The 24,690-nt window shown below is 60.3% G+C and carries 28 protein-coding genes; 14 read left to right on the forward strand and 14 right to left on the reverse strand.

What is annotated here, in order from left to right:
- The first annotated feature begins 1 nt into the window (after position 1).
- Positions 2-919, forward strand: coding sequence for a sulfate adenylyltransferase subunit CysD (gene cysD / locus ACOYXI_RS23835; RefSeq protein WP_098967227.1), 918 nt, complete (start codon positions 2-4; stop codon positions 917-919).
- 9 nt (positions 920-928) lie between these two features.
- Positions 929-2,827, forward strand: coding sequence for a sulfate adenylyltransferase subunit CysN (gene cysN, locus ACOYXI_RS23840; RefSeq protein ID WP_098967229.1), 1,899 nt, complete (start codon positions 929-931; stop codon positions 2,825-2,827).
- A 785-nt stretch (positions 2,828-3,612) separates the two neighbouring features.
- On the opposite strand, the gene ACOYXI_RS23845 is transcribed toward cysN, so the two are convergent.
- From ACOYXI_RS23845 to ACOYXI_RS23855, 3 genes are read right to left on the reverse strand one after another with little or no spacing between them, the layout of a single operon-like run.
- Complete coding sequence (locus tag ACOYXI_RS23845) at positions 3,613-4,518, reverse strand: acyltransferase (RefSeq protein ID WP_282412728.1); 906 nt, start codon at positions 4,516-4,518, stop codon at positions 3,613-3,615.
- Positions 4,519-6,618 carry a phosphate acetyltransferase gene (gene pta, locus ACOYXI_RS23850; protein ID WP_098967230.1) on the reverse strand — a complete coding sequence of 700 codons (2,100 nt, stop codon included), beginning with the start codon at positions 6,616-6,618 and terminating at the stop codon, positions 4,519-4,521.
- A 60-nt stretch (positions 6,619-6,678) separates the two neighbouring features.
- The gene (locus ACOYXI_RS23855) at positions 6,679-7,005 is read right to left on the reverse strand and encodes a DUF3565 domain-containing protein (protein ID WP_461675363.1); all 327 of its coding nucleotides are present in this window, start codon (positions 7,003-7,005) and stop codon (positions 6,679-6,681) included.
- Here ACOYXI_RS23855 and ACOYXI_RS23860 point away from each other — a divergent pair.
- The 3 genes from ACOYXI_RS23860 to ACOYXI_RS23870 all read left to right on the forward strand — a co-directional run bounded on the left by ACOYXI_RS23860 (position 6,974) and on the right by ACOYXI_RS23870 (position 9,309).
- Positions 6,974-7,459 (forward strand): FKBP-type peptidyl-prolyl cis-trans isomerase, encoded by a 486-nt coding sequence (locus ACOYXI_RS23860; RefSeq protein ID WP_007968032.1) that lies wholly within the window; start codon positions 6,974-6,976, stop codon positions 7,457-7,459. The genes ACOYXI_RS23855 and ACOYXI_RS23860 overlap by 32 nt on opposite strands.
- Before the next feature lie 122 nt (positions 7,460-7,581).
- Positions 7,582-8,064, forward strand: coding sequence for a glutathione peroxidase (locus ACOYXI_RS23865; protein ID WP_027610864.1), 483 nt, complete (start codon positions 7,582-7,584; stop codon positions 8,062-8,064).
- Positions 8,065-8,205: 141 nt separating this feature from the next.
- Positions 8,206-9,309, forward strand: coding sequence for an NADH:flavin oxidoreductase (locus ACOYXI_RS23870; RefSeq protein WP_461675364.1), 1,104 nt, complete (start codon positions 8,206-8,208; stop codon positions 9,307-9,309).
- Positions 9,310-9,420: 111 nt separating this feature from the next.
- On the opposite strand, the gene ACOYXI_RS23875 is transcribed toward ACOYXI_RS23870, so the two are convergent.
- Positions 9,421-10,620, reverse strand: coding sequence for a glycosyltransferase family 4 protein (locus ACOYXI_RS23875; RefSeq protein WP_461675579.1), 1,200 nt, complete (start codon positions 10,618-10,620; stop codon positions 9,421-9,423).
- Between the two features lie 114 nt (positions 10,621-10,734).
- Between ACOYXI_RS23875 and ACOYXI_RS23880 the strand changes: the two genes are divergently transcribed.
- Positions 10,735-11,310 carry a hypothetical protein gene (locus ACOYXI_RS23880; protein ID WP_127646215.1) on the forward strand — a complete coding sequence of 192 codons (576 nt, stop codon included), beginning with the start codon at positions 10,735-10,737 and terminating at the stop codon, positions 11,308-11,310.
- A gap of 28 nt (positions 11,311-11,338) precedes the next feature.
- Here ACOYXI_RS23880 and cysZ read toward each other — a convergent pair whose 3' ends face one another.
- Positions 11,339-12,094, reverse strand: a complete 756-nt coding sequence (gene cysZ, locus ACOYXI_RS23885; protein ID WP_027610866.1) for a sulfate transporter CysZ — start codon at positions 12,092-12,094, stop codon at positions 11,339-11,341.
- A gap of 311 nt (positions 12,095-12,405) precedes the next feature.
- On the opposite strand from cysZ, the gene trxB reads away from it, so the two are divergent.
- A complete protein-coding gene (gene trxB / locus ACOYXI_RS23890; protein ID WP_003221727.1) occupies positions 12,406-13,368 on the forward strand; it encodes a thioredoxin-disulfide reductase in 963 nt (320 codons plus the stop codon).
- Positions 13,369-13,550: 182 nt separating this feature from the next.
- On the opposite strand, the gene ACOYXI_RS23895 is transcribed toward trxB, so the two are convergent.
- From ACOYXI_RS23895 to ACOYXI_RS23920, 6 genes are all read right to left on the reverse strand, one after another.
- Complete coding sequence (locus ACOYXI_RS23895) at positions 13,551-13,889, reverse strand: HopJ type III effector protein (protein WP_003221728.1); 339 nt, start codon at positions 13,887-13,889, stop codon at positions 13,551-13,553.
- Positions 13,882-14,178, reverse strand: coding sequence for a DUF1244 domain-containing protein (locus ACOYXI_RS23900; protein ID WP_003221730.1), 297 nt, complete (start codon positions 14,176-14,178; stop codon positions 13,882-13,884). Before ACOYXI_RS23900 ends, ACOYXI_RS23895 begins: the two co-directional genes overlap by 8 nt.
- A gap of 96 nt (positions 14,179-14,274) precedes the next feature.
- Positions 14,275-14,646 (reverse strand): dihydroneopterin triphosphate 2'-epimerase, encoded by a 372-nt coding sequence (gene folX, locus ACOYXI_RS23905; RefSeq protein WP_007968040.1) that lies wholly within the window; start codon positions 14,644-14,646, stop codon positions 14,275-14,277.
- On the reverse strand, positions 14,647-15,207 hold the full coding sequence (gene folE, locus ACOYXI_RS23910; protein WP_097090401.1) for a GTP cyclohydrolase I FolE: 561 nt from the start codon (positions 15,205-15,207) through the stop codon (positions 14,647-14,649).
- A 21-nt stretch (positions 15,208-15,228) separates the two neighbouring features.
- Positions 15,229-15,939 carry a dihydromonapterin reductase gene (gene folM / locus ACOYXI_RS23915; RefSeq protein ID WP_461675365.1) on the reverse strand — a complete coding sequence of 237 codons (711 nt, stop codon included), beginning with the start codon at positions 15,937-15,939 and terminating at the stop codon, positions 15,229-15,231.
- 179 nt (positions 15,940-16,118) lie between these two features.
- On the reverse strand, positions 16,119-16,688 hold the full coding sequence (locus ACOYXI_RS23920; protein WP_461675366.1) for an antibiotic biosynthesis monooxygenase: 570 nt from the start codon (positions 16,686-16,688) through the stop codon (positions 16,119-16,121).
- A 212-nt stretch (positions 16,689-16,900) separates the two neighbouring features.
- Between ACOYXI_RS23920 and ACOYXI_RS23925 the strand changes: the two genes are divergently transcribed.
- Positions 16,901-17,860 carry a MerR family transcriptional regulator gene (locus ACOYXI_RS23925; RefSeq protein WP_096795375.1) on the forward strand — a complete coding sequence of 320 codons (960 nt, stop codon included), beginning with the start codon at positions 16,901-16,903 and terminating at the stop codon, positions 17,858-17,860.
- Between the two features lie 3 nt (positions 17,861-17,863).
- Here the strand turns inward: ACOYXI_RS23925 and ACOYXI_RS23930 are convergent, their stop codons facing one another.
- Positions 17,864-18,469, reverse strand: a complete 606-nt coding sequence (locus ACOYXI_RS23930; RefSeq protein WP_027610872.1) for a hypothetical protein — start codon at positions 18,467-18,469, stop codon at positions 17,864-17,866.
- 55 nt (positions 18,470-18,524) lie between these two features.
- Positions 18,525-19,001 carry a PAS domain-containing protein gene (locus ACOYXI_RS23935; RefSeq protein ID WP_210558909.1) on the reverse strand — a complete coding sequence of 159 codons (477 nt, stop codon included), beginning with the start codon at positions 18,999-19,001 and terminating at the stop codon, positions 18,525-18,527.
- Positions 19,002-19,153: 152 nt separating this feature from the next.
- Between ACOYXI_RS23935 and ACOYXI_RS23940 the strand changes: the two genes are divergently transcribed.
- Positions 19,154-19,609, forward strand: a complete 456-nt coding sequence (locus ACOYXI_RS23940) for a flavodoxin (protein ID WP_461675367.1) — start codon at positions 19,154-19,156, stop codon at positions 19,607-19,609.
- Here the strand turns inward: ACOYXI_RS23940 and ACOYXI_RS23945 are convergent.
- The gene (locus tag ACOYXI_RS23945) at positions 19,599-20,486 is read right to left on the reverse strand and encodes a LysR family transcriptional regulator (RefSeq protein ID WP_134785455.1); all 888 of its coding nucleotides are present in this window, start codon (positions 20,484-20,486) and stop codon (positions 19,599-19,601) included. The two genes, ACOYXI_RS23940 and ACOYXI_RS23945, sit on opposite strands and share 11 nt — an antisense overlap.
- 92 nt (positions 20,487-20,578) lie before the next feature.
- On the opposite strand from ACOYXI_RS23945, the gene ACOYXI_RS23950 reads away from it, so the two are divergent.
- The 5 genes from ACOYXI_RS23950 (at position 20,579) to ACOYXI_RS23970 (ending at position 24,570) form a co-directional block, all read left to right on the forward strand.
- Positions 20,579-20,965 carry a CidA/LrgA family protein gene (locus ACOYXI_RS23950; protein ID WP_027610876.1) on the forward strand — a complete coding sequence of 129 codons (387 nt, stop codon included), beginning with the start codon at positions 20,579-20,581 and terminating at the stop codon, positions 20,963-20,965.
- Entirely contained in the window at positions 20,955-21,641 is a 687-nt protein-coding gene (locus tag ACOYXI_RS23955) for an LrgB family protein (RefSeq protein WP_097090405.1), read from the forward strand. Before ACOYXI_RS23950 ends, ACOYXI_RS23955 begins: the two co-directional genes overlap by 11 nt.
- A 131-nt stretch (positions 21,642-21,772) precedes the next feature.
- Positions 21,773-22,555 (forward strand): class II aldolase/adducin family protein, encoded by a 783-nt coding sequence (locus ACOYXI_RS23960; RefSeq protein WP_135294979.1) that lies wholly within the window; start codon positions 21,773-21,775, stop codon positions 22,553-22,555.
- The gene (locus ACOYXI_RS23965) at positions 22,555-23,457 is read left to right on the forward strand and encodes an alpha/beta fold hydrolase (protein ID WP_461675368.1); all 903 of its coding nucleotides are present in this window, start codon (positions 22,555-22,557) and stop codon (positions 23,455-23,457) included. Before ACOYXI_RS23960 ends, ACOYXI_RS23965 begins: the two co-directional genes overlap by 1 nt.
- A 201-nt stretch (positions 23,458-23,658) precedes the next feature.
- Positions 23,659-24,570 (forward strand): SDR family oxidoreductase, encoded by a 912-nt coding sequence (locus ACOYXI_RS23970; RefSeq protein ID WP_139053832.1) that lies wholly within the window; start codon positions 23,659-23,661, stop codon positions 24,568-24,570.
- Positions 24,571-24,690 lie beyond the last annotated feature (120 nt).

The following is a 24,690-nucleotide window of genomic DNA, read 5'->3' on the forward strand; positions in this document are numbered from 1 at the left end:
CATGGTCGACAAACTGACGCATCTGAAACAGCTGGAGGCGGAAAGCATCCACATCATCCGCGAGGTGGCCGCTGAGTTCGACAACCCGGTGATGCTGTACTCCATCGGTAAAGACTCCGCCGTGATGCTGCATCTGGCACGCAAGGCGTTCTTCCCGGGCAAACTGCCGTTTCCGGTGATGCACGTCGACACTCGCTGGAAATTCCAGGAGATGTACAAGTTCCGCGACAAGATGGTCGAAGAGCTGGGCCTGGACCTGATCACCCACATCAACCCCGATGGCGTGGCGCAGAACATCAACCCGTTCACCCACGGCAGCGCCAAACACACCGACATCATGAAGACCGAGGGCCTGAAACAGGCGCTCGACAAGCATGGTTTCGACGCCGCGTTCGGCGGTGCCCGTCGCGATGAAGAGAAGTCCCGTGCCAAAGAGCGCGTGTACTCGTTCCGCGACAGCAAGCACCGCTGGGACCCGAAAAACCAGCGCCCTGAGCTGTGGAACGTCTACAACGGCAAGGTCAACAAGGGCGAATCCATCCGCGTGTTCCCGTTGTCGAACTGGACCGAGCTGGACATCTGGCAATACATCTACCTCGAAGGCATCCCGATCGTGCCGCTGTACTTCGCCGCCGAGCGCGAAGTGATCGAGAAGAACGGCACGCTGATCATGATCGACGACGACCGTATCCTCGAACACCTGTCCGACGAGGACAAGGCACGCATCGTCAAAAAGAAAGTGCGTTTCCGTACCCTTGGCTGCTACCCGTTGACGGGCGCGGTGGAGTCCGAGGCCGAAAGCCTCACGGACATCATTCAGGAAATGCTCCTGACGCGAACTTCCGAGCGCCAGGGCCGGGTCATCGACCACGATGGCGCAGGCTCGATGGAAGACAAGAAACGTCAGGGTTATTTCTAAGGGGTTGTCATGTCGCACGCATCTGATTTGATCAGCGAGGACATCCTCGCCTACCTGGGCCAGCACGAACGTAAAGAGCTGCTGCGCTTTTTGACCTGCGGTAACGTCGATGACGGCAAGAGCACCCTGATCGGGCGCCTGCTGCACGACTCCAAGATGATCTACGAAGATCACCTGGAAGCTATCACTCGCGATTCGAAGAAAGTCGGCACCACCGGTGACGACATCGACCTGGCGTTGCTGGTGGACGGCCTGCAGGCCGAGCGTGAGCAGGGCATCACCATCGATGTCGCCTACCGCTATTTCTCCACCGCCAAACGCAAATTCATCATCGCCGACACCCCTGGCCATGAGCAGTACACCCGCAACATGGCCACCGGTGCGTCCACCTGTGACCTGGCGATCATCCTGGTCGACGCCCGTTACGGGGTGCAGACCCAGACCCGTCGCCACAGCTTCATCGCCTCGTTGCTGGGCATCAAGCACATCGTCGTTGCTATCAACAAGATGGACCTGAAAGACTTCGATGAAGGCGTGTTCGAGTCGATCAAGGCCGACTACCTGAAGTTCGCCGAAGGCTTGAAGATGAAGCCTACCAGCATGCACTTCGTGCCGATGTCTGCCCTCAAGGGCGACAACGTGGTGAACAAGTCCGAGCGCTCGCCTTGGTACAAAGGCCAGTCGCTGATGGAAATCCTCGAGACCGTGGAAGTGGCGGGCGACCGCAACTTCACCGATTTGCGTTTCCCGGTGCAGTACGTCAACCGTCCGAACCTGAACTTCCGTGGTTTCGCTGGCACCCTCGCCAGCGGCATCGTGCACAAGGGCGACGAAGTGGTGGTTCTGCCGTCGGGCAAGAGCAGCCGCGTCAAATCCATCGTCACCTTCGAAGGTGAGCTGGAGCAGGCCGGCCCGGGTCAAGCGGTGACGCTGACCATGGAAGACGAAATCGACATCTCCCGTGGCGACCTGCTGGTGCATGCCGACAACGTGCCGCCGGTCACCGACAGCTTCGAAGCGATGCTGGTGTGGATGGCTGAAGAGCCGATGCTGCCGGGCAAGAAATACGACATCAAGCGCGCCACCAGTTACGTGCCGGGCTCGATTGCCAGCATCGTCAACAAGGTCGACGTCAACACCCTCGAAGAAGGCCCGGCGAGCGCGTTGCAGCTCAACGAAATCGGCAAGGTGAAGATCGCGCTCGACGCGCCGATCGCCCTCGACGGTTACGACAGCAACCGCACCACCGGCGCGTTCATCGTCATCGACCGTTTGACCAACGGCACCGTCGGCGCCGGCATGATCGTCGCTCAGCCAGTGGCTCACGGGACTGCCTCGCACCACGGCAAACTGGCTCACGTTGCCACTGAGGAACGTGCTCAGCGCTTTGGCCAGCAACCGGCTACTGTGTTGTTCAGCGGTCTGTCGGGCGCGGGCAAGAGCACGCTGGCCTACGCGGTCGAGCGCAAGCTGTTCGACATGGGCCGTGCGGTGTTTGTGCTGGATGGTCAGAATCTGCGTCACGACCTGAACAAAGGGCTGCCGCAGGATCGTGCCGGTCGTACCGAGAACTGGCGGCGTGCTGCGCACGTGGCGCGTCAATTCAACGAGGCCGGTCTGTTGACCCTGGCGGCGTTTGTTGCGCCGAGTGCTGAAGGTCGTGAGCAGGCCAAGGATCTGATCGGCAAGGAGCGTCTGCTCACGGTTTATGTGCAGGCTTCGCCGGCGGTGTGTGCCGAGCGTGATCCGCAAGGGCTGTATGCTGCGGGTGGCGATAATATTCCGGGTGAGTCGTTCCCGTATGACGTGCCGCTGAATGCTGATCTGGTGATCGACACGCAGTCGCTGTCGTTGGAAGAGAGCGTCAAGCAGGTGTTGGATCTGCTGCGCAAGCGTGGCGCGATTTAAGCTTTAGCCGGAAATGAAAGGCCCGCGGATGAGTGATCATCGGCGGGTTTTTTATTGGGGGGCATTTGGTTTTCGGCGGTGGCGGCTTTTGGGCTGACCATGCTCTTGGGGTTTTGGGGGTATATCCGTTGCTGCGGTAACGGCTGATTATGGTTCCGCCCTTACGGCGGGTCACTTTTTACAAACGCCTAAAAAGTAACCCAAAACGCTTGCTCCTGCGTTCGGCCCGCTCGCTGGGGCTCGGGGTCCCTTCGCTGCGGGATTGATCCGGGGGGCAGCGCCTACGGTTTGCTTCGCTGCACCTCCTCTCGCTGTGTTTGGCTTCGCCAAACGGTCGCTGCGCTCCCACCCCCGGATCAATCCCTACGCTCAGCCTTCCGACGTCGCCCGTGGATCAAGATCAAGAGCTTTCGGCGAGCTGATACTCGGCCATTTGAGTGGTGAAAAGCGTGCGCCTGGCTTTAGCTTTTCCTGTGGGAGCTGGCTTGCCAGCGATGGCGGCCTGACAGCCGACCAATCTCTACCTGAATACACCGGTTTCAAACTGTGGGAGCGAGCTTGCTCGCGAAGGTGGTCTGACAGCCGACTAATCTCTACCTGAATACACCGTGTGCAAACTGTGGGAGCGGGCTTGCTCGCGAAGGCGGCCTCACAGCCGACCAAGCTCTAACTGAATGCACTCCATCCAACTGTAGGAGTGAGCCTGCTCGCGATAGCGGTATGTCGTTCAACATTGGGAGTGGCTGTTCCACCGCTATCGCGAGCAGGCTTGCTCCTACAGGGGATTAGCGTTTGTCTGCGAATTCGCGGTGCATCTGTTCCAGCAGCGCATCCTTGTCCTGCCACAGCTGGTTGATCCAGCCCTGGAATTGCAGGCGATATTCGCCGTCCTGGTCGTAGTTCTTGCCGATGAAGGCCGGCGGGATTTTCAGTTCTTCAAAGTGCACCACCACGTCTTTCACGTTGCCGCACAGCAGATCCCAGAAACCCGGACGCCCGCCCGGATAGTGGATGGTCACGTTGACGATCGACTCCAGTTGCTCACCCATCGCGTCCAGCACGAAGGCGATGCCGCCAGCCTTGGGTTTGAGCAGGTATTTGAACGGGGACTGCTGTTGCGCATGTTTGCCTTCGGTGAAGCGCGTGCCTTCGACGAAGTTGAAAATCCCCACCGGGTTGTTGCGGAATTTCGCGCAGGTCTTGCGCGTGGTTTCCAGGTCTTTGCCTTTCTTCTCTGGATGCTTTTCCAGGTACGCCTTGGAGTAGCGCTTCATGAACGGGAAGCCCAGCGCCCACCAGGCCAGACCGATCACCGGAACCCAGATCAGCTCCTGCTTGAGGAAGAATTTCAGCGGCTGGATGCGCCGGTTGAGTACGTATTGCAGCACCAGGATGTCGACCCAGCTCTGGTGGTTGCTGGTGATCAGGTATGAGTGTTGGTAGTCCAGACCTTGCAGGCCGCTGATGTGCCAGCGGGTGCGGCGCACCAGGTTCATCCAGCCTTTGTTGTTGCTGATCCAGGCTTCGTGGGTGTGGCTCATCAGCCACAGTGAGGCGCGGCGGGCGAGGTCGAAGGGCAGCACTTTGATCAGCGCCACGCAGAACAGGAACGAGCACAGCAGAATCGTATTGAGTGCCAACAGCAGCGCGGCGATCACGCCGCGAATCGGGGCGGGCAGGAAGTCCAGCATTTACACATCCATAGGTCGGTTGGCGGCTTGAATCGCGGTCAGGGCGATGGTGTAGACGATGTCGTCGACCTGCGCGCCGCGCGGCAGATCGTTCACCGGTTTGCGCAGGCCTTGCAGCATCGGGCCGAGGCTGACGCAGTCGGCGCTGCGCTGCACGGCTTTGTGGGTGGTGTTGCCGGTGTTCAGGTCGGGGAACACGAACACCGTGGCGCGACCGGCCACCTGGCTGTTCGGCGCCAGTTGCCGGGCAACGTCTGCGTTGGCAGCGGCGTCGTATTGCAGCGGGCCGTCGATCAGCAGCGAGTGCTGTTGCTCGTGGGCGAGCAGGGTGGCTTCGCGGACTTTCTCGACTTCTTCACCGCTGGCCGATTCGCCGCTGGAGTAACTGATCATCGCCACGCGCGGGGTGATGCCGAAGGCTGCGGCCGAATCAGCGCTTTGCAGGGCGATCTCCGCCAGTTCGGCGGCGCTCGGGTGTGGGTTCATCACGCAGTCGCCATAGACCAGCACTTCTTCGGGGAACAGCATGAAGAACACCGACGACACCAGCGTGCAGCCCGGTGCGGTCTTGATCAGTTGCAGGGCCGGGCGGATGGTGTTGGCGGTGGTGTTGATCACACCGGAGACCAGGCCGTCGACCTCATCCAGCGCGAGCATCATGGTGCCGATCACCACGGTGTCTTCCAGTTGCTGTTCGGCCATCGGCGCGTTGAGGCTTTTGCTTTTGCGCAGGGCGACCATCGGCTCGATGTAGCGCTCGCGGATCAGATCCGGATCGAGGATCTCCAGCCCCGGCGGCAACTCGATACCTTGCGCACGGGCCACGGCTTCGACGTCTTCGGGTTTGGCCAGCAACACGCAACGGGCGATGCCGCGCTCCTGGCAGATTGCTGCCGCTTGCACGGTGAGCGGCTCGCTGCCTTCGGGCAGGACGATACGTTTGTTCGCCGACTGCGCCCGTTGAATCAGTTGATAGCGGAATACCGCGGGTGACAGGCGCATTTCCCGCGGCGTGCCGCAGCGTTGATGCAGCCATTTCGCGTCGAGATGGCTGGCGACGAAGTCAGTGATGATCTCCGCACGCTCGCGGTCATCGATGGGGATTTCCTTGTTCAGGCCATTGAGCAGGTTGGCGGTGTCGTAGGAGCCAGTGCTCACCGACAGCACCGGCAGACCGGCCTGCAACGCGCCACGGCATAGGTCCATGATGCGTGGATCGGGCAGGGTGTCGCTGGTCAGCAACAGCCCGGCCAGCGGTACGCCATTGAGTGCCGCGAGGCTGACCGCGAGGATGATGTCGTCGCGATCACCCGGGGTCACCACCAGTACGCCGGGCTTGAGCAGCTCCACGGTGTTGCGCATGGTCCGTGCACAGATGATGATTTTGGTCATGCGCCGGGTTTCGTAATCGCCGGCGTTGAGCACCTGCGCGCCCATCAGGTCGGCGACGTCACGGGTGCGCGGTGCGTTGAGTTCGGGCTGGAACGGAATGCAACCGAGCAGGCGGAAATCACCGCTGCGCAACAACGGCGAATGCTCTTTGAGGCGCGTGGCGAAGGCGTCCATGCTCTCCTCGGTCTTGACCTTGTTGAGGATTACGCCGAGGACTTTTGGATCTTTCGGGCCGCCGAACAATTGCGCCTGCAATTCCACGCGACCGGAGAGTTCGGCAAGCACTTCGTTTTCCGGGGCCGAGACCAGAATCACCTCGGCATCCAGGCTTTTCGCCAAGTGCAAATTGACCCGCGCGGCGTAGCTGGCGCTGCGGGTCGGCACCATGCCTTCGACTACCAGCACATCTTTGCCGATAGCAGCTTGCTGATAGAGGGCGATGATTTCTTCGAGCAACTCATCGAGCTGACCGTCGCCGAGCATCCGCTCGACATGGGCCAGGCCCAGTGGCTGCGGCGGTTTCAGGCCGTGGGTGCGCGCCACCAGTTCGGTGGAGCGCTCAGGGCCGGTGTCGCCCGGATGCGGCTGGGCAATCGGTTTGAAGAAGCCGACTTTCAGTCCGGCCCGCTCCAGGGTACGCACCAGCCCGAGGCTGATGGAGGTCAGACCCACGCCAAAATCGGTGGGCGCGATAAAAAAAGTTTGCATGCGGATTCTCTAAAGGTGCATGGCAATGGTGGCGATCTATACGTGACCGCCTACCGCAATTCAGTCGCCAAGGTTATCGCTAACCGAGCCTTGTGCGCACCAACCGCAGTCAAAGGGTTGGCCTATTTTTTCAATACGTTGCGCCGGGTCCAGGACCCATGGCCGCGATTGCCACGGCGGCTGGTGACGCAGGTGCTGGGTGTGGCCACAGGAAAGCTCGGCCACCCAGTGACCGTCTTCATCCTGATGGAAGCCGGTGATCGTCGAATCCCGTTTGTCCGGGTTGTGTTCGCTTTCGCGCGATTGCTTCGCTAAACTTGGCCTTTCTATATTCTTCTGCAAAAGGTCTCGCCCCATGCTGATCGCCGCCAATAAGGCTGTCTCCATCGACTATACCCTGACCAACGACGCTGGTGAGGTCATCGACAGCTCCGCCGGCGGCGCTCCGCTGGTCTACCTGCAAGGCGCAGGCAACATCATCCCGGGCCTGGAAAAAGCTCTGGAAGGCAAAGCTGTTGGTGACGAGCTGGAAGTGTCCGTTGAGCCGGAAGACGCTTACGGCGAATATGCTGCCGAGCTGGTCAGCACCCTGAGCCGCAGCATGTTCGAAGGCGTTGACGAGCTGGAAGTCGGCATGCAGTTCCACGCTTCGGCGCCGGATGGCCAGATGCAGATCGTGACCATCCGTGACCTGGACGGCGACGACGTCACCGTCGACGGCAACCACCCACTGGCCGGTCAGCGCCTGAACTTCAAAGTGAAGGTCGTTGCTATCCGTGACGCCAGCCAGGAAGAAGTCGCTCATGGCCACGTCCATGGCGAAGGTGGCCATCACCACTGATTTTCTGCGCTAAGCTTCGAGTACTGGAGAGGCGCCTGCGGGCGCCTTTTTAGTCCGCGGCTGTCCTTGGTGCTCTCGCCAAGTGGCTGTTTCGAGTAGAACACGGGAATCTGGAGTCCGTCATGAGTGCTTTTCACGACCTTAAGTTGACAGCCCTGGATGGTCAGGAGCTACCGCTGGCGCCTTTCAAAGGCCAAGTCGTGCTGGTGGTCAACGTCGCCTCCAAATGCGGCTTGACCCCACAGTACGCGGCGCTGGAAAACCTCTACCAGCAATTCAAGGGCAAGGGCTTCAGTGTGCTGGGCCTGCCGTGCAACCAGTTTGCCGGTCAGGAGCCAGGTACCGAACAGCAAATCCAGGAGTTCTGCAGCCTGAACTATGGCGTGACGTTCCCGTTGTCGAGCAAGCTTGAAGTCAACGGCCATGATCGTCATCAGCTATACCGCTTGCTGGCGGGCGAGGGCGCGGAGTTTCCGGGGGATATCACCTGGAACTTCGAGAAATTCCTGCTCGGCAAGGATGGCCGGGTATTGGCGCGATTCTCGCCGCGCACGCCGCCGGATGATCCGACCATTGTCCACGCGATTGAAAAAGCGCTGGGCTGAAACACAAAAATCGCAGCCATCGAGCTGCGATTTTTTTTGCCTGACTTTTGACCCTTAATCATTCAAATCAATAGTGCTGTTAAAAGGCGCTGACTGTTCATATTATCGCCGTCATAAAGTCATTCCCTGTGGAGCCTTCCAATGCCGGTGCAAGCCCTGTTCAAACCGTTCCACCTCGGTGCCCTCGAACTGCCGACCCGCGTGGTGATGGCGCCGATGACCCGCTCGTTTTCCCCGGGTGGCGTACCCAATTCCAAAGTGATCGAGTACTACCGTCGCCGCGCTGCGGCCGGTGTTGGCCTGATCATCACCGAAGGCACCACTGTCGGTCACAAGGCTTCCAACGGTTACCCGAATGTGCCGCAGTTCTTCGGCGAAGCGCCACTGGCCGGCTGGAAAAAAGTCGTCGACGCGGTGCATGCCGAGGGCGGCAAGATTGTTCCGCAACTGTGGCATGTCGGCAGCGTGCGCCGCATCGGCACCGAGCCGGACGCCAGCGTCCCGGCTTACGGCCCGACGGAAAAACTCAAGGATGGCCAGGTCGTGGTGCACGGCATGACCAAACAGGACATTCAAGACGTGATCGGTGCTTTCGCCCAAGCGGCGAAGGATGCGCAAGGCATCGGCATGGACGGCGTGGAAATCCACGGCGCCCACGGCTATCTGATCGACCAGTTCTTCTGGGAAGGCAGCAACCAGCGTACCGACGAATACGGCGGCAGCCTGGCCAACCGTTCGCGCTTCGCCATCGAGCTGATTCAAGCGGTGCGTGCGGCAGTCGGTGAAGGCTTCCCGATCATCTTCCGTTTTTCGCAGTGGAAGCAGCAGGATTACACCGCGCGTCTGGTGCAGACCCCGGAGGCGCTGGGCGAATTCCTCAAGCCGTTGGCCGACGCCGGGGTGGACATTTTCCACTGCTCGACGCGGCGTTTCTGGGAGCCTGAATTTGACGGTTCCGAGCTGAACCTGGCCGGCTGGACGCGCAAACTGACCGGCAAACCGACCATCACCGTAGGCAGCGTCGGCCTGGACGGCGAGTTCCTGCAGTTCATGGTCAACACCGACAAGGTCGCACAACCGGCAAGCCTGGAGAAACTGCTGGAGCGTCTGAACAACGACGAGTTCGATCTGGTGGCAGTGGGCCGTGCGCTGCTGGTGGATCCGGACTGGGCGCTGAAAGTCCGTGAAGGGCGTGAGCAGGACATTCTTCCGTTCAGCCGTGAGGCGTTGATGACGCTGGTTTAAACTTCGCCTTTAACGCCCTCTTCGCGAGCAAGCTCGCTCCCACATTTTGAAATGCATTCCAAATGTGGGAGCGAGCTTGCTCGCGAAGAGGGCATCAGAGTCGACGATGATCTAAGGCAATGTCTGCGCATTCGGCAACACCTGCTCCCGTACACACGCCCCACGCAAATGCTTTTCAAATTGCTCGATGATCGCCGCCCACCCCTGACGACTGGCATGCTGGCGCGCATTCAGGCGCACGCAACGCAAGGTCTCCTCCTCCTCCAGCAACCACGCCGCCGCATCGCAGAACGCTTGTTCATCACCGGGCATCGCCAACACGCCGTTGTAACCGTGGCGAATGTGCTGCGCTGCCGCAGCCTGATCGTACGCCACCACCCCCAGCCCTGACGCCAGTGCTTCCAGCACCACATTGCCGAAGGTTTCGGTCATGCTCGGGAACAGGAAGATATCGCCGGACGCATAGTGCGCCGCCAGTGCTTCGCCGCGTTGTGAACCACAGAAGATCGCCTCGGGCAGCTCCTTTTCCAGCGCAGGCCGTTGCGGCCCGTCGCCGACCACGATCAGCTTCAGCTTGCGCTGTGGATAAGTGCCGCACAGGGTGTCGAAGCAGCGCTTGAGCAGGCCGAGGTTCTTCTCCGGGGCCAGACGTCCGACGTGAATCACCGCGATGTCCTGCTCGGACAAACCCCATTGTTCACGCAAGCCGTTCAGGCGCTTGGCCGGGTGAAACAACTGGCTGTCCACGCCGCGAGAGAGCAGGGCGAGGCGGTCGAAATGCCGACGCTCCAGTTCCAGGCGCTGACTGACGCTCGGCACCAGGGTCATTGCCGAGCGATTGTGAAACCAGCGCAGATAATGGGTCAGCAAGCGCGTCAGCAAACTCAGTCCGTACTGGTGGGTGTATTGCTGGAAATTGGTGTGAAAACCGCTGACCACCGAGATCCCCAGGCGTCGCGCCGCACGCAACGCCGACAAACCGAGCGGGCCTTCGGTGGCGATGTACAAAACGTCCGGGCGATGACGCTTCCAGCGCCGCAGCAGCTTGTGCATCGACGACTGTCCCCATTGCAGCCCGGGATAACCCGGCAACGGCCAGCCTCGACACAACAGCAAGGCATCGTCCTCGACGCGCTGCGGATCGCCCGCCTGGCGCGGTCGCACCAGTTCCACCTGATGCCCACGCGCGCGCAAGCCATCGCACAAGCGACCAAGGGTATTGGCCACCCCGTTGATTTCCGGTGGGAAGGTTTCGCTGATCAGGGTGATATGCAGAGCTGTCGTCATGACCTCAGTGTCGATTGAGGCGATGTCGTCATTGTGTCGAGTTGATGATCGATTGATGACAGCTGCTTACCGTGTGCCTAAACCTTTTGCCTGCCCGGTCGTTAGCCTTGACTTGAACTCTTTCCAGGAAATATGGCTGTGTCCGAGAATGCTTATGCACCGCCTGAGGCGGAACTGTTGGTTGCGGATGAACAAACACCAGAGTTTTATGTTGTTGCACGGTGGAAGTTCATTCTGCTGGCGATCCTCAGTTTTGGCCTGTATTTCTACTTCTGGATTTACAAAAACTGGAGTCAGTACAAGCGCAGTACTCGACAGGAGCTATGGCCGTGGGCGCGAGCGTTTTTCTATTTGTTTTTCGTGCATCAGCTTTATCGGCAGGCCAAAAAACGAATCCATGACAGAGGTGGAAAGTCCGATTGGGATCTTGAGCAATGGGCAACAGTCTTTGTTGTACTGACCGTAGTCGCGCACATATTCGAAAAGCTTCCCAGGCAGATTCCAGAGCTGAGTTTTCTTGGCCTTGTCGCCTTGATCATGCTGCCGATAAGAGTTTATGTCGCAAGCCAAGGGCAACAACTGATCAATTTGGCCGCCAGCGATCCTCAAGGCCTGAGTAACAATCGCCTCAACGCCTGGAACTTGCTGATTATCTTGCCAGGCGCTGCGGCGTGGGTATTGGTAGGGCTGCTTCTAGGCGGCGTTTACCCCTGAGTTGCCAGAAGGATTGATGCCTGGAGGCTCAGACTTTTTCCTGAGCCAGCATCTCGGCACCGCGCTCACGCACCCAGAACAACGTCGCTCCCGCTACCGCCGCCGGCATCATCAGAATGTTCACCACCGGAATCAGCAGCGCCAGATAGACGATCCCGCCAAAACTCATGCTCTGCCAGCGTTTCTGCCGCAGCCAGGCGAGCATCTCGTTCCAGCCCAATTTGTGGTTGTCTGCCGGGTAGTCGATGTACTGGATCGCCATCATCCACACGCCGAACAGCAGCCATAGCGGGGCGGCGACGATGTTCACCACCGGGATGAACGAGAGGATGAACAGGCCGATCGCCCGCGGCAGGAAATAGCCGAGTTTGCGCATTTCCCGGGCTAGGGTGCGCGGGATCATCGCAATCAGTTCGCCCCAGCTGAAGGCCGGGAAATCATCGGTGCCGCGTACCACCACTTCGACTTTTTCCGCGAGGAAGCCGTTGAACGGCGCAGCGATCACGTTGGCGAGCATGGTGAAGGTGAAGAACACCATCAACGCCACCAGCACCACGAACAGCGGCCAGAGGATGTAGCTGAGGAAACTCAGCCAGTCGGGCAGCGACGGCATCAGGCTGTCGACCCACAGGCTGAACTGATGGCCGGCCAGATAGATCAATCCGACGAACAGCACCAGGTTGATCGCCAGCGGCAGCAACACGAACAGGCGCAGGCCCGGGCTGAGAACCAGTTTGAGGCCTTCGCGCAGGTATTGCGGGCCGGACAGAACAGGGGCGGGCATAAGGTGCTCCGAGCAAGGGAAAACGCGCCGACCTTACCGACTTTGCAACAGGTGCGAAAGCGCGGCAGAGCGATCGACATTCACTGTAACAAAGACGTCGATCTGGTCGGAGTCTGCGTATAGAGACCACCTATGAGCTGGATTGTTAATCCGTATTTCCTTAATCTTGCCCCCCTCGATACGCTGCACCCAACTTTTTACAGGACTGTCGAGCTCATGCCTTCCCCAAGGTTATCCACAGTCCTTTTTTATTCCCGCCGGCAGTCCGGCGTTCCGCGCCAGTGTTTCGGCCCGGTCAACAGGAGCAGGTCATGTCTGAAGTCCGTCATTCGCGAGTGATTATTCTCGGTTCCGGCCCTGCCGGTTACAGCGCTGCGGTCTACGCCGCCCGTGCCAACCTCAAGCCACTGCTGATCACCGGCATGCAGGCCGGCGGTCAATTGACCACCACCACCGAAGTCGACAACTGGCCGGGCGACGTGCACGGCCTGACCGGTCCGGCCCTGATGGAGCGGATGCGCGAGCACGCCGAGCGTTTTGAAACCGAGATCGTTTTCGATCACATCAACGCCGTGGACTTCGCTGCCAAGCCGTACACCCTGACCGGCGACAGCGCGACTTACACCTGCGACGCCCTGATCATCGCTACCGGTGCCAGCGCTCGCTACCTGGGCCTGCCGTCGGAAGAAGCGTTCATGGGCAAAGGCGTTTCGGCCTGCGCGACCTGCGACGGTTTCTTCTACCGCAACAAGCCAGTGGCGGTGGTCGGTGGCGGCAACACCGCTGTTGAAGAGGCACTGTACCTGGCCAACATCGCCAGCACCGTGACTCTGATCCACCGTCGCGAAACCTTCCGCGCCGAGAAGATCCTGATCGACAAGCTCAACGCCCGCGTGGCCGAAGGCAAGATCATCCTCAAGTTGAACGCCAACCTCGACGAAGTGCTGGGCGACAACATGGGTGTGACCGGTGCGCGTCTGAAGAACAACGACGGCAGCTTCGACGAGATCAAAGTCGACGGCGTGTTCATCGCCATTGGCCACACCCCGAACACTTCGCTGTTCGAAGGCCAGTTGACCCTGAAAGACGGTTATCTGGTAGTGCAGGGCGGCCGTGACGGCAACGCCACTGCCACCAGCGTCGAAGGTATCTTCGCTGCCGGCGACGTGGCTGACCATGTTTACCGTCAGGCCATCACCTCGGCCGGCGCCGGCTGCATGGCGGCACTGGACACCGAGCGTTACCTGGACGGTCTGCAGAACGCTTCGTTCTAAATCGCAGACACAAAAAAACCGGCTTCGGCCGGTTTTTTTATGCCCGTATTTCCGCTACATCGCATAACCCTGTGGGAGCGGGCTTGCTCGCGAAAGCGGTGTGTCAGACAAAGAAAAGTCGCCTGGCACGGCGCCTTCGCGAGCAAGCCCGCTCCCACAGGGAATGGGGTTGGCTATGGAAATCAGCGACGGGTCAGGGGCTGCGTTTCGAACTTCACACCCGCCAGCCCGTGCTTGATCAGCGCGCGGATATTGCCGTGGTCGCTGCCCTCAGGCGTCGCCACCACCGAGCGGTAATGCTCGCCGAATGCCAGCAGCGCTTCTTCATCGCTCAAGCCTTCCAGTAGCGCCAGACCCAGGGTCTTGCACGAACCTTCGTTCTGCCCGGCGGCGTTTTCCACGCCACCGTTGTTGAACGCCTGAGGCTGGTAGTCGTAACCGGCGGCGATGAAAGCCAGGGTGTCGGCGAAAGCGTGTTCGCCGCTCTTGAGGCTGGCGCGCAGGGTGTTCAGATCACTCATTGGGTTTTCCTTTGGCGAACGCCGCCTGTTGTTCGGCGCTGGCTTCTTGCTGGTATTGGGCTTTCCACTCGGCGTAAGGCATGCCGTAAACCACTTCACGGGCGTCGTCGAGGCTGACCTCGATCTGCTGTTCATCGGCGGCAGCCTTGTACCATTTGGACAGGCAGTTGCGGCAGAATCCGGCGAGGTTCATCAGGTCGATGTTCTGCACGTCCTTACGGCTGTCCAGGTGGGCGACCAGCCGGCGGAAGGCGGCGGCTTCGAGTTCGAGGCGTTGTTGCTCGGTCATGGGAGTCTCTGCGAGACAGCTTCAAGCGACGAGCTTCAAGCTGCAAGATGGGTGGCGTTGATACGAAGTTTACAACTTGCCGCTTGAAGCTTGAAGCTAGCGGCTCGCTGCAAGCGTTATTGACACCGACTCGGCAAAACGCAGCGCATGCGGCTTGTCGACTTCGACTTCGGCGTACAGCACTGCAGCATGAGTCATCACCAGATCCAGCAGTTCCTGGGTCAGGCGTTCGAGCAGCGCAAACCGATTGCCCTCGACGTGGGCGATGATCGCCTTGGTGATGGTGCGGTAATTCAGCGCGTGATCGATGTCGTTGTCGCGCACCGCTTCCTGCGCCGCGTACAGGATCGTGAGATTGATCAGCACATCCTGCTTGTTGAGGATCTCGTCCTCGTTGATCCCGATAAAGGTGCGCAAGCGCAGATCCTTGACCCGGATGCGCGCCATTCCCGGTTGAAGTTGTGACATTTACTTGCTCCGTCCAATCAATTGCAGGAACTCCTGGCGGGTGTTGCTCGAGTCGCGAAAGGCGCCAAGCATGACCGAGGTGTTCATGGTCGAATTCTGTTTCTCGACACCGCGCATCATCATGCACATGTGCCGGGCCTCGATGACCACCGCGACGCCGGCGGCATCAGTGACTTGCTGCACCGCATCGGCAATCTGCCGGGTGAGGTTCTCCTGAATCTGCAGGCGCCGGGCGAACATGTCCACCAGCCGCGCGATCTTCGACAGGCCCAGCACCTTGCCTGTCGGAATATAAGCCACATGGGCCTTGCCGATGAAGGGCAGCAGGTGATGTTCGCACAACGAGTAGAGCTCGATGTCGGCGACGATGATCATCTCGTCGCTGTCGGAGGCAAACAGCGCGCCGTTGACGATCTGATCCACACTCTGTTCATAGCCGTGACACAGGTATTGCATGGCCTTGGCCGCGCGCACCGGGGTATCGAGCAGACCTTCGCGGTCGGGGTCTTCGCCGAGGCCGATGAGGATCTCGCGGTAATTCTCGGGCAGGGAACGGGTCATGGGAGATCCTCGCGCAGCAGCTTATTTGACGTGCCGTCCGCCGTTGACGGTCAGGGTTGTGCCGGTGACATAGGGGTTGTCGAGCAGATAGCGCAGGCTCTGGTAGATCACTTCGCTGCCGGGCTCGATGCCCAGCGCGGATTTGGCCAGCGCCCTGGCGCGGTACGCCGCGTCGTCGTCGGGATTGAACAATAGCAGGGCCGGCGCGATGCCGTTGACTTTGATTGCCGGCGCGTAGCGCGCGGCGAAGGACAGGGTCAGGCTGTCGAGCCCGGCTTTGCTGGCGCAATAACCGATGTGTTTGCTGCTGCCCTTGCGCGTGACGTCGTCGCTGATGTGGATGATGTCGGCCGGGGTCGAGCCTTTGAGCAGGTCGGCGCAGTGCAGGTTGATTAGATACGGCGCGAGCATGTGCACGTTGAGCATGCGCGAGAAGGCCTCGGCTTCACTGCCCGGGGTTTCCGCCAGCCATTCGGAGGCGTTGTGGACGATGGCGCGCAGGCAGTCGGTGTGGGTTTTCAGTTCATCGATGAAGGCGAGGATGGCGGCTTCGCTGGAGAAGTCCGCGAACACCGCGACAGCGCCCAGATCACGCAGGGCTTGTACGCCCGGACGTTCGCTACGGTAGGTGAAGATGACCCGATGGCCGTCTTCAAGCAAACGCTGTGCGCAGTGCAGACCGACACGCTGGCCGGCACCGGTGATGAGGATCGGGGCGGAGGATTTGGACATGAACGGCTCGCGTCGCGGTGGGAGTAAAAACTATAACAGTGACGCGGGGTGCCCACCTATCGCAAGACGGGTGCTGTGCTTTTGTGGGAGCCGGGCTTGCTCGCGAAGGCGGTGTGCCAGGCACGGATGCATCAACTGACATGACGCTTTCGCGAGCAAGCCCGCTCCCACATGGGCTCTCAACGGTTTTGAGTCACCGGTTCAACAGGCAGTCGAGGTGCCGGGACGCTGTTCAGCCAACCCGCCAGCAACCGCGTCGACAGTGGAATAAAGAAATACACCATCAAGGGCGTCAGGCACGCCGTACTGACCAATACCCGTGGCAGCAGGCTCATCTCGCCGAGCAGCGGTCCGAGGACAAAGTTGAACAGCAGCGACACCGGGAAGAACGCCAGCCAGATCGCCACGGCCTGTTTCCAGCGTGGTGGCCGTTGACCGGCAGCGCCGAACCAGCCTTCGATGCCGCTGACCCGATGCTCCTTGGGATGCTCGAACAGATGGCTGCCCCGCGCCAGCCACGCGGTACGCGAGACCGAGTGCTCCCAGGCGTGCAGGGTCTGCTCGTCGACGAAGCGGAAAATGATCTGGAATTCGTTGTCACCGGGTGGCGGAGCGAGCACGCCGGAACCCAGGTAACCGGGAAAGTCAGTGGCCAGTTGTTCGCCTTCGCGCAGCCAGGCAATCAGGTCCTGATAGCGGCCGTCGGCGACGCGACGCGCAACCATCAGCGTGACGGGGGAAGTAGACATTGTGTATCTCCATATTTCGAGTGCGGCGCTCCGGGTAGGAGGTTTCGCATTGCGCAAACCGGGGTAGGGGTCTGCGCTTTTCAACAAGCAAGGATTATTCCCGATTTTGATGACAGTTTCAGAGACTTTCGTCTCTGTTTATTGGGTTGAACCGACAGAGGGCATCGGATGTAGAATGGGATCCAAATTTACCGAGCGGACACATCAGCACCATGGCTGTTATCACGGACGCTAACCCTGCCTCGCAGGCCTCTGTCGCACTTGAGCGCGAAGAGTTGTTCCCTATTCGGGAGGTGTCGCGGCTGACCGGCGTCAACCCGGTAACGCTGCGTGCATGGGAGCGCCGCTACGGTCTGATCCAGCCGACGCGCACCGAAAGCGGGCACCGGTTGTATTCGATGACCGAAATCGAGCGCGTGCGCAGCATTGTCGACTGGATTGATCGCGGCGTTGCCGTGAGCAAGGTCGGCAAGATCCTGGCGAGGACCGAGCCGCTGAAAGCCTTGGCCCATATCATCCCCGATGATCTGGTCCAGGCCGATTACGCGCAATGGCAGCAGCAGGTGCAATTGGCCGTCAGTTCGTTCGACGACCGCGCGCTGGATCAGGTTTACAACCAGATCTTCTCGTCCTACTCGCTGCCGGTAGTGTTTCAGAACATTCTCATGCCTTTGTGGCTGCAGATGTTGCAGCGCCAGGATGCCTTCGGGCAGACCAGCGAGTGGCTGTTTTTCGACGGGTTCCTGCGGGCGCGGGTGTTGCAGCGGATCGTCGCGCTGCGCGGCACCCAGCCGCGCAAAGTGATTGTCAGTGCGCTCGCCGGTCAGTGTCGTGAACTCGAGCTACTGGTTGCCGCGTTGTTTCTCAGTGGCAATGATGCGGGCGTGCGGGTGCTGACCACCGGCCAGCCATTCGATGAGTTGGCGCTGGTGTGCGAGCGGATCAAGCCGCAGGCGCTGGTGCTGTTTTCCAACCACGCCCCCACCGCGGATTTGCCGCGCCGTCTGAATCGACTGGCCTTGAGTCTCGACTGTCAGGTAATGCTCGCCGGCGACGCTGCCGATCTGGCACAGGACAGTCTGGCCGGATCGTCGATCGGTTGTCTGGGCAATGAAGGAGCGACGATGCGTCAGCGCATGACGCAATTTCTCGCAGGTACGCTGGATACCTGAATATCAGGTGTGCAGGGCGGGATGGGTCAGGCGATGTTGTTGCAGGATGAACTGGCGCAGCCGTTCGGTTTCATCGGCGTCGGTCTGGCTCAGCTCGTAGGCGTAGAAGCCGTGCTCGGTTTCGCGCTCGAAGTTGCCGCGCAGGGAAATCCGCTCGTAACCTGAAGGGCTGAACCACAGCGCGAAATGCTTGGGCGGTTTGGTCTTGTTGCGCATTTCCAGCAGCACGCCTTTGTGCGACACCTCGTGCACCCACATCATGCCCGGTTGGCCTTTGGCATTTTCCAGCGCGACCGGCTCTTCGAGAGTCAGGCGCCATGGGCGAATCATCGGCCCGTCTTCGTAAATGCTCGGCACGCCCAGGCGCAGGTGCAACGCGTGGAATTCGTCTTCCACCAGGTGCAGCGGAAAGGTCATTTGCTGATTTTCGAAATTGGCCTGAATGGTCACTTGCTCGTGAGCCGCCAGGCGCGTGAGCAGGTCACGGATCTGCGAACCTCCATTGACCAACAGGCTCGACGTCGCATCCCGCACATTGAGCTGCGGGTTGTGCTGCATGGTCTGGATGAAATCCAGCTCATCCTGGGTCAGGAGTGCGTCGCGTTGCATGGCCTGGCTCGAAAGAAATAGTTACAAAGTCATTGGTGATTGTAGTTACTGACACTTAGTTCGCAGTTTTGTTTACGCCGTTCGTCGCTTTCAACGCTGCCAGTTCCGCTTTCAGCGCTGCGACCTCAGCCTCGAGCTGAATTACGCGTTGCTGCGCCTTGACCTGAACCGTGACATCTTTCTGCACACCGACGAAATAAGTCTGGCCGTCATCAGCGTTTTTCACCGTCGAAAGCGACAGTTCGTTCCAGAACGGGGTGCCATCCTTGCGGTAGTTGCGCAGGATTTCCCGGCACGCCCCGCCGTTGTGCAAGGTGTCGCGAATCAGCGACAGACCGGCTTGATCGCGGTCTCCTGACTGCAGAAAGCGGCAGTCCTGATAAAGTATCTCTTCGCTGCTGTAACCGGTCAGGCGTTCGAAGGCCGGGTTCACGTAAATCAGGATGTTGTCCTGCTCGCCTTCCTTTTCGGCCACCACGATTCCATCGTTCGACGCGTTGATCACCATTTGCAGCAGACTGGCGTTGATCATCAATGAATCCTTTCAGTGTCGATAATGGCTGGCATTCTAGAAGTTCCAACGCCGCTGTCTACTGGCTATCACGGCGAATCGGGGCTGGATCGCGGCTTTTGCGTCGGACTGCTACTATCGCCGCTCTTTTTTTCAGCTTCAGGATCAGATTGATGAAAGTCGCCATCCTCTCCGGCTCGGTTTACGGCACGGCCGAAGAAGTCGCCCGTCACGCGCAGAACCTGCTGAAAGACGCCGGTTTTGAAACCTTCTACAACCCGCGCGCCAGCCTGGCGGATATCCAGGCGTTCGCACCTGACGCGTTTCTCGCGGTGACGTCTACCACTGGTATGGGCGAGTTGCCGGATAACCTGCAGCCGTTGTATTCGGCGATTCGCGACCAGTTGCCAGCCGCGTGGCGCGGTTTGCCGGGCGCGGTGATCGGCTTGGGTGATGCCAGTTACGGCGACACGTTCTGTGGCGGCGGCGAACTGATGCGTGAATTGTTCGCCGAACTGAGCGTGCGCGAAGTGCAGGAGATGCTGCGTCTGGACGCCAGCGAAAGTGTGACCCCGGAAACCGACGCCGAGCCATGGCTGGCGCAATTGATCGACACGCTCAAGGGCTGATCGCGCGCTCACGCAGCAGAGCCAGCCAGGCCTGCGCGGCTTTCGACAGATAGGCGCCCTGACGCCAGATGAAGGCGATGTCCCAGCGCAAATAATCTGGCGCGCGCAAGGTCAGGCGCACCACGCCCGGACGCTCCAGTGCCCGGGCCACCACGCTGGGCAGCAGCACCACGCCTTGCCCGGCGGCCACCAGTGCCACGAGAAAATCCGCCTGCCCGCTGCGCCCGCCTTCTTTCGGGGTAAAGCCCAGTTGCTGGCAGGCCTGCAGTAAACGGTCATTGAGCACGAAGCTGCGCTGATACAACAGGAACGGCGTGTCGGCCAATTCCTCAAGGCCAATCTCGCCGCGCCCCGCCAACGGATGATCCACCGGCAATAACGCATCGAGTTTCTCATCGCAGAACGGCTGGAAATCGAACTGCGGATCTTTCGGCAGCAGGCTCCCGCCTAACTCCAGTTCGCCGCTGAGCACCGCTTGCTCGACATTGCGGCTGCCACCCTCAAGCAATTGAATGCTGATGTTCGGATAGCGCCGGCGATACTCGGCGAACAACCCGGCGAACAGCGCATCACTACCCAACAGCGGCAGACCGAGGCGCAATTCGCCGCGCGCCAGTTGGCTCAGATCATCCAGTTCGCTGAGCAATTCATTGCGCAGGCGCAACATGCCCTCGGCGCGCTGCAGCACCACGCTGCCCGCGGCGGTCAGGCGCAATTGCGAGCCGAGTCGTTCGAGCAACGGCGTGCCGAGGCTCTGCTCCAGTTGCGCGACTTGCTTGCTCACTGCCGATTGGCTGATGTGCAGGGTTTTCGCCGCTTGGGTGAAGCCGCCCTGATGCATGACTTCGACAAAACTGCGCAGCTGTTTGAATTCCATCATCCGATTCCATTGTGGAATAGGGCTGAGTCTAACAATTCGCTTCTGGGATGACAGGCCGCTTCGTAAAATAAGCCAGTAAGGAGCCCATCATGAACGCCGCATCCCTCAAATACCTGTCCCGTCTATTCGCAGAACTGGCCGTGTTGCTCGGTCTCTACCTGCTCGGCTGCCAGATCGCCGCGTGGCTGGCCTGGCCGATTCCCGGCGGCGTGATCGGCATGGCCCTGTTGCTGCTGGCATTCGCGTTTGGCTGGGTCAAACCGGCGGCGCTGCAACTGGGGGCCGGATTGCTGATGGCCGAGATGCTGCTGTTCTTTATTCCGGCGCTGATGAGTCTGCTCGACTACGGCGCGCTGTTGCGCGATGACGGCTGGCGGATTTTGCTGGTGATCGGCGCCAGCACCCTGATGGTGATGCTGGTGACAGCCTTCACCGTGGAGCTGGCCGTGCGCCTGAGGCGGTCCCATGAAGCTTGAATGGATGCCGATGTTCTGGCTCGCCTTTACGCTGTTGGCGTACCTGTTCAGTCGCTGGATTTACCGGCGCACCGGGCGTTATTTGCTGTCGCCGTTGATCCTGGTGCCGGCGCTGTTGCTTGCGCTCGCGGTGCCGTTGCACACCGCCTATGCCGAATACGCCAGCAATACCCATTGGTTGATGCTGGTGCTCGGGCCGGTGACGGTGGCCTTCGCCGTACCGATCTGGCAGCAGCGGCGTCTGCTGGTGCGGCACTGGTCAGCGCTGTTGCTGGGCATGCTTGCCGGCAGCGCGGCGTCGATCGCTACGTCGTTCGGCCTGGCCAGAGCGCTGGCGCTGGATAGCTCGGTGACGATGTCGCTGGTGCCGCGTTCGATCACCACGCCATTCGCCATGCCGCTGGCGCAGGATCTCGGTGGCGTGCCGGAACTGACTGCCGTGTTCGTGATGTTTACCGGCGTGTTCGGCGCGATGCTCGGCGGCGTATTGCTCAAGTGGCTGCCGTTGCGCAGTGCGTTGGCGCGCGGCGCGTTGTTCGGGGTTGGCGCGCACGGCGCAGGCGTCAGTCGGGCGCATGAAGTGGGGGGTGAGGAAGGCTCGGTGGCGGGGCTGGTGATGGTGCTGACCGGGCTGCTCAATCTGTTCGCCGCGCCTTTGTTGGCGTCGTTGCTTTGACATGGATCCAAGGAGTTTGCCTGGCTGACCCGCTCAGTCATCAAGCTGGCTGGCAATGCAACTACGCGATCCTCTGCGCCTGACTAGACTGCTCGTACGTGCAGAACAATAAGAACGCAGAGGTGCATACAGTGAGCGTAGCCCCCGTCCAATTGTCCCTTGATGTCAAAGACCAGGTCAGTGCCGCGGAATGGCAGACCCGGGTCGATCTCGCCGCCTGTTATCGGCTGGTTGCGCTACATGGCTGGGATGACCTGATCTTCACCCACATCTCGGCCAAGGTCCCGGGCACCGAAGACTTCCTGATCAACCCGTTCGGGTTGATGTTCCATGAGATCACCGCGTCGAGCCTGGTCAAAGTCGATCAGGCCGGCCACAAGCTCATGGACAGTCCCTACGAAATCAATCCCGCCGGTTACACCATCCACAGCGCCGTGCACGAGGTAAGGCACGATGTGGTTTGTGTGCTGCATACCCACACCGCGTCCGGTGTAGCCGTTTCAGCGCAAAGACAGGGTGTGTTGCCGATCAGCCAGCAATCGCTGTTCGTGCTGTCGAGCCTGGCCTATCACGCCTACGAAGGTGTGGCGCTGAATCACGAAGAGAAGGCGCGCTTGCAGGCCGACCTGGGCGAGAACAATTTCCTGATGCTGCACAACCACGGTCTGTTGACCTGTGGCGGCACCATCGCCGACACCTTTCTGATGATGTTCACCTTCCAGCGCGCCTGCGATATTCAGGTCATGGCGCAAACCGGCGCTGCTGAACTGATTGCCATCGAACCGCAGATCCTGGCGGGCGCCAAAGCGATGATCGCCGGCGTCACCAAAAGTGCTCAAGGCATGGGCGGCGCGCTGGCCTGGCCGGCGTTGCTGCGCAAACTCGATAAACAAGACCCCGGATATAAACTCTGATGCCTCTTGCCGAGATTCCTCTGTGTGTCTGGCGCAAACGCAGCCGGACGTTTGTCTTCCGCGGCCAGTCGATCCGTTACTGGACGGCGGGGCAGGGTGAGCCGCTGCTGCTGATCCACGGTTTCCCGACGGCCAGTTGGGACTGGCACTACCTGTGGCAGCCTCTGGCCCAGCGCTACCGGGTGATCGCCTGTGACATGCTCGGTTTCGGTGACTCGGCCAAACCGTTGAACCACCGCTACAGCCTGCTGGAACAGGCCGACTTGCAACAGGCGCTGCTGGCGCATCTTCAGGTCGAGCAGGCGGTGCATGTGCTGGCCCACGATTACGGCGACAGCGTTGCCCAGGAATTGCTCGCCCGGCATTACGAAAACCGGATCGAGGTCGCCAGTTGCGTCTTTCTCAATGGCGGGCTGTTCCCCGAAACCCATCGTCCGGTGCTGATGCAAAAGCTGCTGCTCAGCCCGCTGGGCTGGATGATCGGGCGTGCGTTCAGCCGTGATGCACTGGTAAAAAGTTTCCGCCAGATCTTCGGTCCGCAGACCGGCCCCAGCGAAAGTGAACTGGATGATTTCTGGAGCCTGATCGAGACCCATCGCGGCCCGCGTATCCTGCACAAACTGATCGGCTACATCCCCGAGCGCCGTGTGCAGCGCGACCGCTGGGTGGCGGCCATGCAGCGTGATGAAATCCCGCTACGGGTGATTGATGGCGAAGTTGACCCGGTTTCCGGTGCGCACATGGTCGAACGTTACCGCGAGCTGATTGCCGACGCCGATACGGTGCTGTTGCCGGGCATCGGCCATTACCCACAAATTGAAGCGCCAGTGCAGGTGCTCAAGCATTACCTGGCGTTTCGTGAGCGCCTGGAGTTGCCGCCGCGCAAGGTCGCGTGCTCCTGAAAGATCAAAAGATCGCAGCCTGCGGCAGCTCCTACACCGATCTTCTGTAGGAGCTGCCGCAGGCTGCGATCTTTTGATCTTTTGACGCCCTCATCATCCCTCACCCTTATCGCGCACCATTCAGCCTCAGCCGTATTCGTTGTGACCCAAAGCCCTGTGCCTGACACTCGGACTCAATACTGGCCTGCTGGAGTTCCTGCGATGAATGAATCCGTACGTTTCGAAGATAAAGTCGTGATCGTCACCGGTGCCGGTGGTGGCTTGGGTCGGGCGCACGCGTTGCTGTTCGCCCGGCACGGCGCCAAAGTGCTGGTCAACGACCTCGGCGGCTCGACCCAGGGCGAAGGGGCCAACGCTTCCGCCGCCGACCGTGTGGTGGCGGAAATTCGCGAAGCCGGCGGCATCGCCGAGGCCAACCACGACTCGGTCACCGACGGCGACAAACTGGTGCAGAACGCCCTCGACGCCTTCGGCCGTGTCGATGTGGTGGTGAACAACGCCGGGATTCTGCGCGACAAGACCTTTCACAAGATGGACGACGCCGACTGGGATCTTGTCTATCGCGTCCACGTCGAAGGCGCCTACAAAGTGACCCGCGCCGCGTGGCCGCACTTGCGCGAGCAAAACTACGGAAGGGTGATCTTCACCGCCTCGACCTCGGGCATCTACGGCAACTTCGGCCAGTCCAACTACGGCATGGCCAAACTCGGCCTCTACGGCCTGACCCGTACCCTGGCCATCGAAGGTCGCAAGAACAATATTCTGGTCAATGCCATCGCGCCTACCGGCGGCACGCGCATGACCGAAGGCCTGATCCCGCCGCAAGTGTTCGAACAGCTCAAACCGGAGCTGGTCAGCCCGCTGGTGGTGTACCTGGCCAGTGAACAGTGCCAGGAAACGTCCGGCCTGTTTGAAGTCGGTGGCGGCTGGATGGGCAAGGTGCGCTGGGAACGCAGCCTCGGTGCTGGCTTCGATCCCCGCAGCGGCTTCTCCCCGGAAGATGTCGCGGCGCACTGGCAGCAGATCGGCGATTTCGAAGGCGCGGCGCATCCGAAGGACAACATTGAAGCGCTGAAGGAAATGATGGCGAATTTGCAGAAGTATTCGCTGTAACGTTTGCCACGCCCCCGCAAATACCGATCCCGTCGGTAATGCCTTCGCCCATAAAAAAGGCCGCTGCAAACGCAGCGGCCAAGGTAAGACGTTGGATCAAGGAGCTACAAATCAACGTCA

This window comes from Pseudomonas sp. G3-19 (assembly GCF_054855875.1).

What these genes read in the sequence shown, in the direction of transcription:
- cysD (WP_098967227.1), top strand. Translation starts at nt 2, where the DNA reads ATGGTCGACAAACTGACGCATCTGAAACAGCTGGAGGCGGAAAGCATC.
- cysN (WP_098967229.1), top strand. Translation starts at nt 929, where the DNA reads ATGTCGCACGCATCTGATTTGATCAGCGAGGACATCCTCGCCTACCTG.
- ACOYXI_RS23845 (WP_282412728.1), bottom strand. Translation starts at nt 4,518, where the DNA reads ATGCTGGACTTCCTGCCCGCCCCGATTCGCGGCGTGATCGCCGCGCTG.
- pta (WP_098967230.1), bottom strand. Translation starts at nt 6,618, where the DNA reads ATGCAAACTTTTTTTATCGCGCCCACCGATTTTGGCGTGGGTCTGACC.
- ACOYXI_RS23860 (WP_007968032.1), top strand. Translation starts at nt 6,974, where the DNA reads ATGCTGATCGCCGCCAATAAGGCTGTCTCCATCGACTATACCCTGACC.
- ACOYXI_RS23855 (WP_461675363.1), bottom strand. Translation starts at nt 7,005, where the DNA reads ATGGAGACAGCCTTATTGGCGGCGATCAGCATGGGGCGAGACCTTTTG.
- ACOYXI_RS23865 (WP_027610864.1), top strand. Translation starts at nt 7,582, where the DNA reads ATGAGTGCTTTTCACGACCTTAAGTTGACAGCCCTGGATGGTCAGGAG.
- ACOYXI_RS23870 (WP_461675364.1), top strand. Translation starts at nt 8,206, where the DNA reads ATGCCGGTGCAAGCCCTGTTCAAACCGTTCCACCTCGGTGCCCTCGAA.
- cysZ (WP_027610866.1), bottom strand. Translation starts at nt 12,094, where the DNA reads ATGCCCGCCCCTGTTCTGTCCGGCCCGCAATACCTGCGCGAAGGCCTC.
- trxB (WP_003221727.1), top strand. Translation starts at nt 12,406, where the DNA reads ATGTCTGAAGTCCGTCATTCGCGAGTGATTATTCTCGGTTCCGGCCCT.
- ACOYXI_RS23895 (WP_003221728.1), bottom strand. Translation starts at nt 13,889, where the DNA reads ATGAGTGATCTGAACACCCTGCGCGCCAGCCTCAAGAGCGGCGAACAC.
- ACOYXI_RS23900 (WP_003221730.1), bottom strand. Translation starts at nt 14,178, where the DNA reads ATGACCGAGCAACAACGCCTCGAACTCGAAGCCGCCGCCTTCCGCCGG.
- folX (WP_007968040.1), bottom strand. Translation starts at nt 14,646, where the DNA reads ATGTCACAACTTCAACCGGGAATGGCGCGCATCCGGGTCAAGGATCTG.
- folE (WP_097090401.1), bottom strand. Translation starts at nt 15,207, where the DNA reads ATGACCCGTTCCCTGCCCGAGAATTACCGCGAGATCCTCATCGGCCTC.
- folM (WP_461675365.1), bottom strand. Translation starts at nt 15,939, where the DNA reads ATGTCCAAATCCTCCGCCCCGATCCTCATCACCGGTGCCGGCCAGCGT.
- ACOYXI_RS23920 (WP_461675366.1), bottom strand. Translation starts at nt 16,688, where the DNA reads ATGTCTACTTCCCCCGTCACGCTGATGGTTGCGCGTCGCGTCGCCGAC.
- ACOYXI_RS23925 (WP_096795375.1), top strand. Translation starts at nt 16,901, where the DNA reads ATGGCTGTTATCACGGACGCTAACCCTGCCTCGCAGGCCTCTGTCGCA.
- ACOYXI_RS23930 (WP_027610872.1), bottom strand. Translation starts at nt 18,469, where the DNA reads ATGCAACGCGACGCACTCCTGACCCAGGATGAGCTGGATTTCATCCAG.
- ACOYXI_RS23935 (WP_210558909.1), bottom strand. Translation starts at nt 19,001, where the DNA reads ATGATCAACGCCAGTCTGCTGCAAATGGTGATCAACGCGTCGAACGAT.
- ACOYXI_RS23940 (WP_461675367.1), top strand. Translation starts at nt 19,154, where the DNA reads ATGAAAGTCGCCATCCTCTCCGGCTCGGTTTACGGCACGGCCGAAGAA.
- ACOYXI_RS23945 (WP_134785455.1), bottom strand. Translation starts at nt 20,486, where the DNA reads ATGGAATTCAAACAGCTGCGCAGTTTTGTCGAAGTCATGCATCAGGGC.
- ACOYXI_RS23950 (WP_027610876.1), top strand. Translation starts at nt 20,579, where the DNA reads ATGAACGCCGCATCCCTCAAATACCTGTCCCGTCTATTCGCAGAACTG.
- ACOYXI_RS23955 (WP_097090405.1), top strand. Translation starts at nt 20,955, where the DNA reads ATGAAGCTTGAATGGATGCCGATGTTCTGGCTCGCCTTTACGCTGTTG.
- ACOYXI_RS23965 (WP_461675368.1), top strand. Translation starts at nt 22,555, where the DNA reads ATGCCTCTTGCCGAGATTCCTCTGTGTGTCTGGCGCAAACGCAGCCGG.
- ACOYXI_RS23970 (WP_139053832.1), top strand. Translation starts at nt 23,659, where the DNA reads ATGAATGAATCCGTACGTTTCGAAGATAAAGTCGTGATCGTCACCGGT.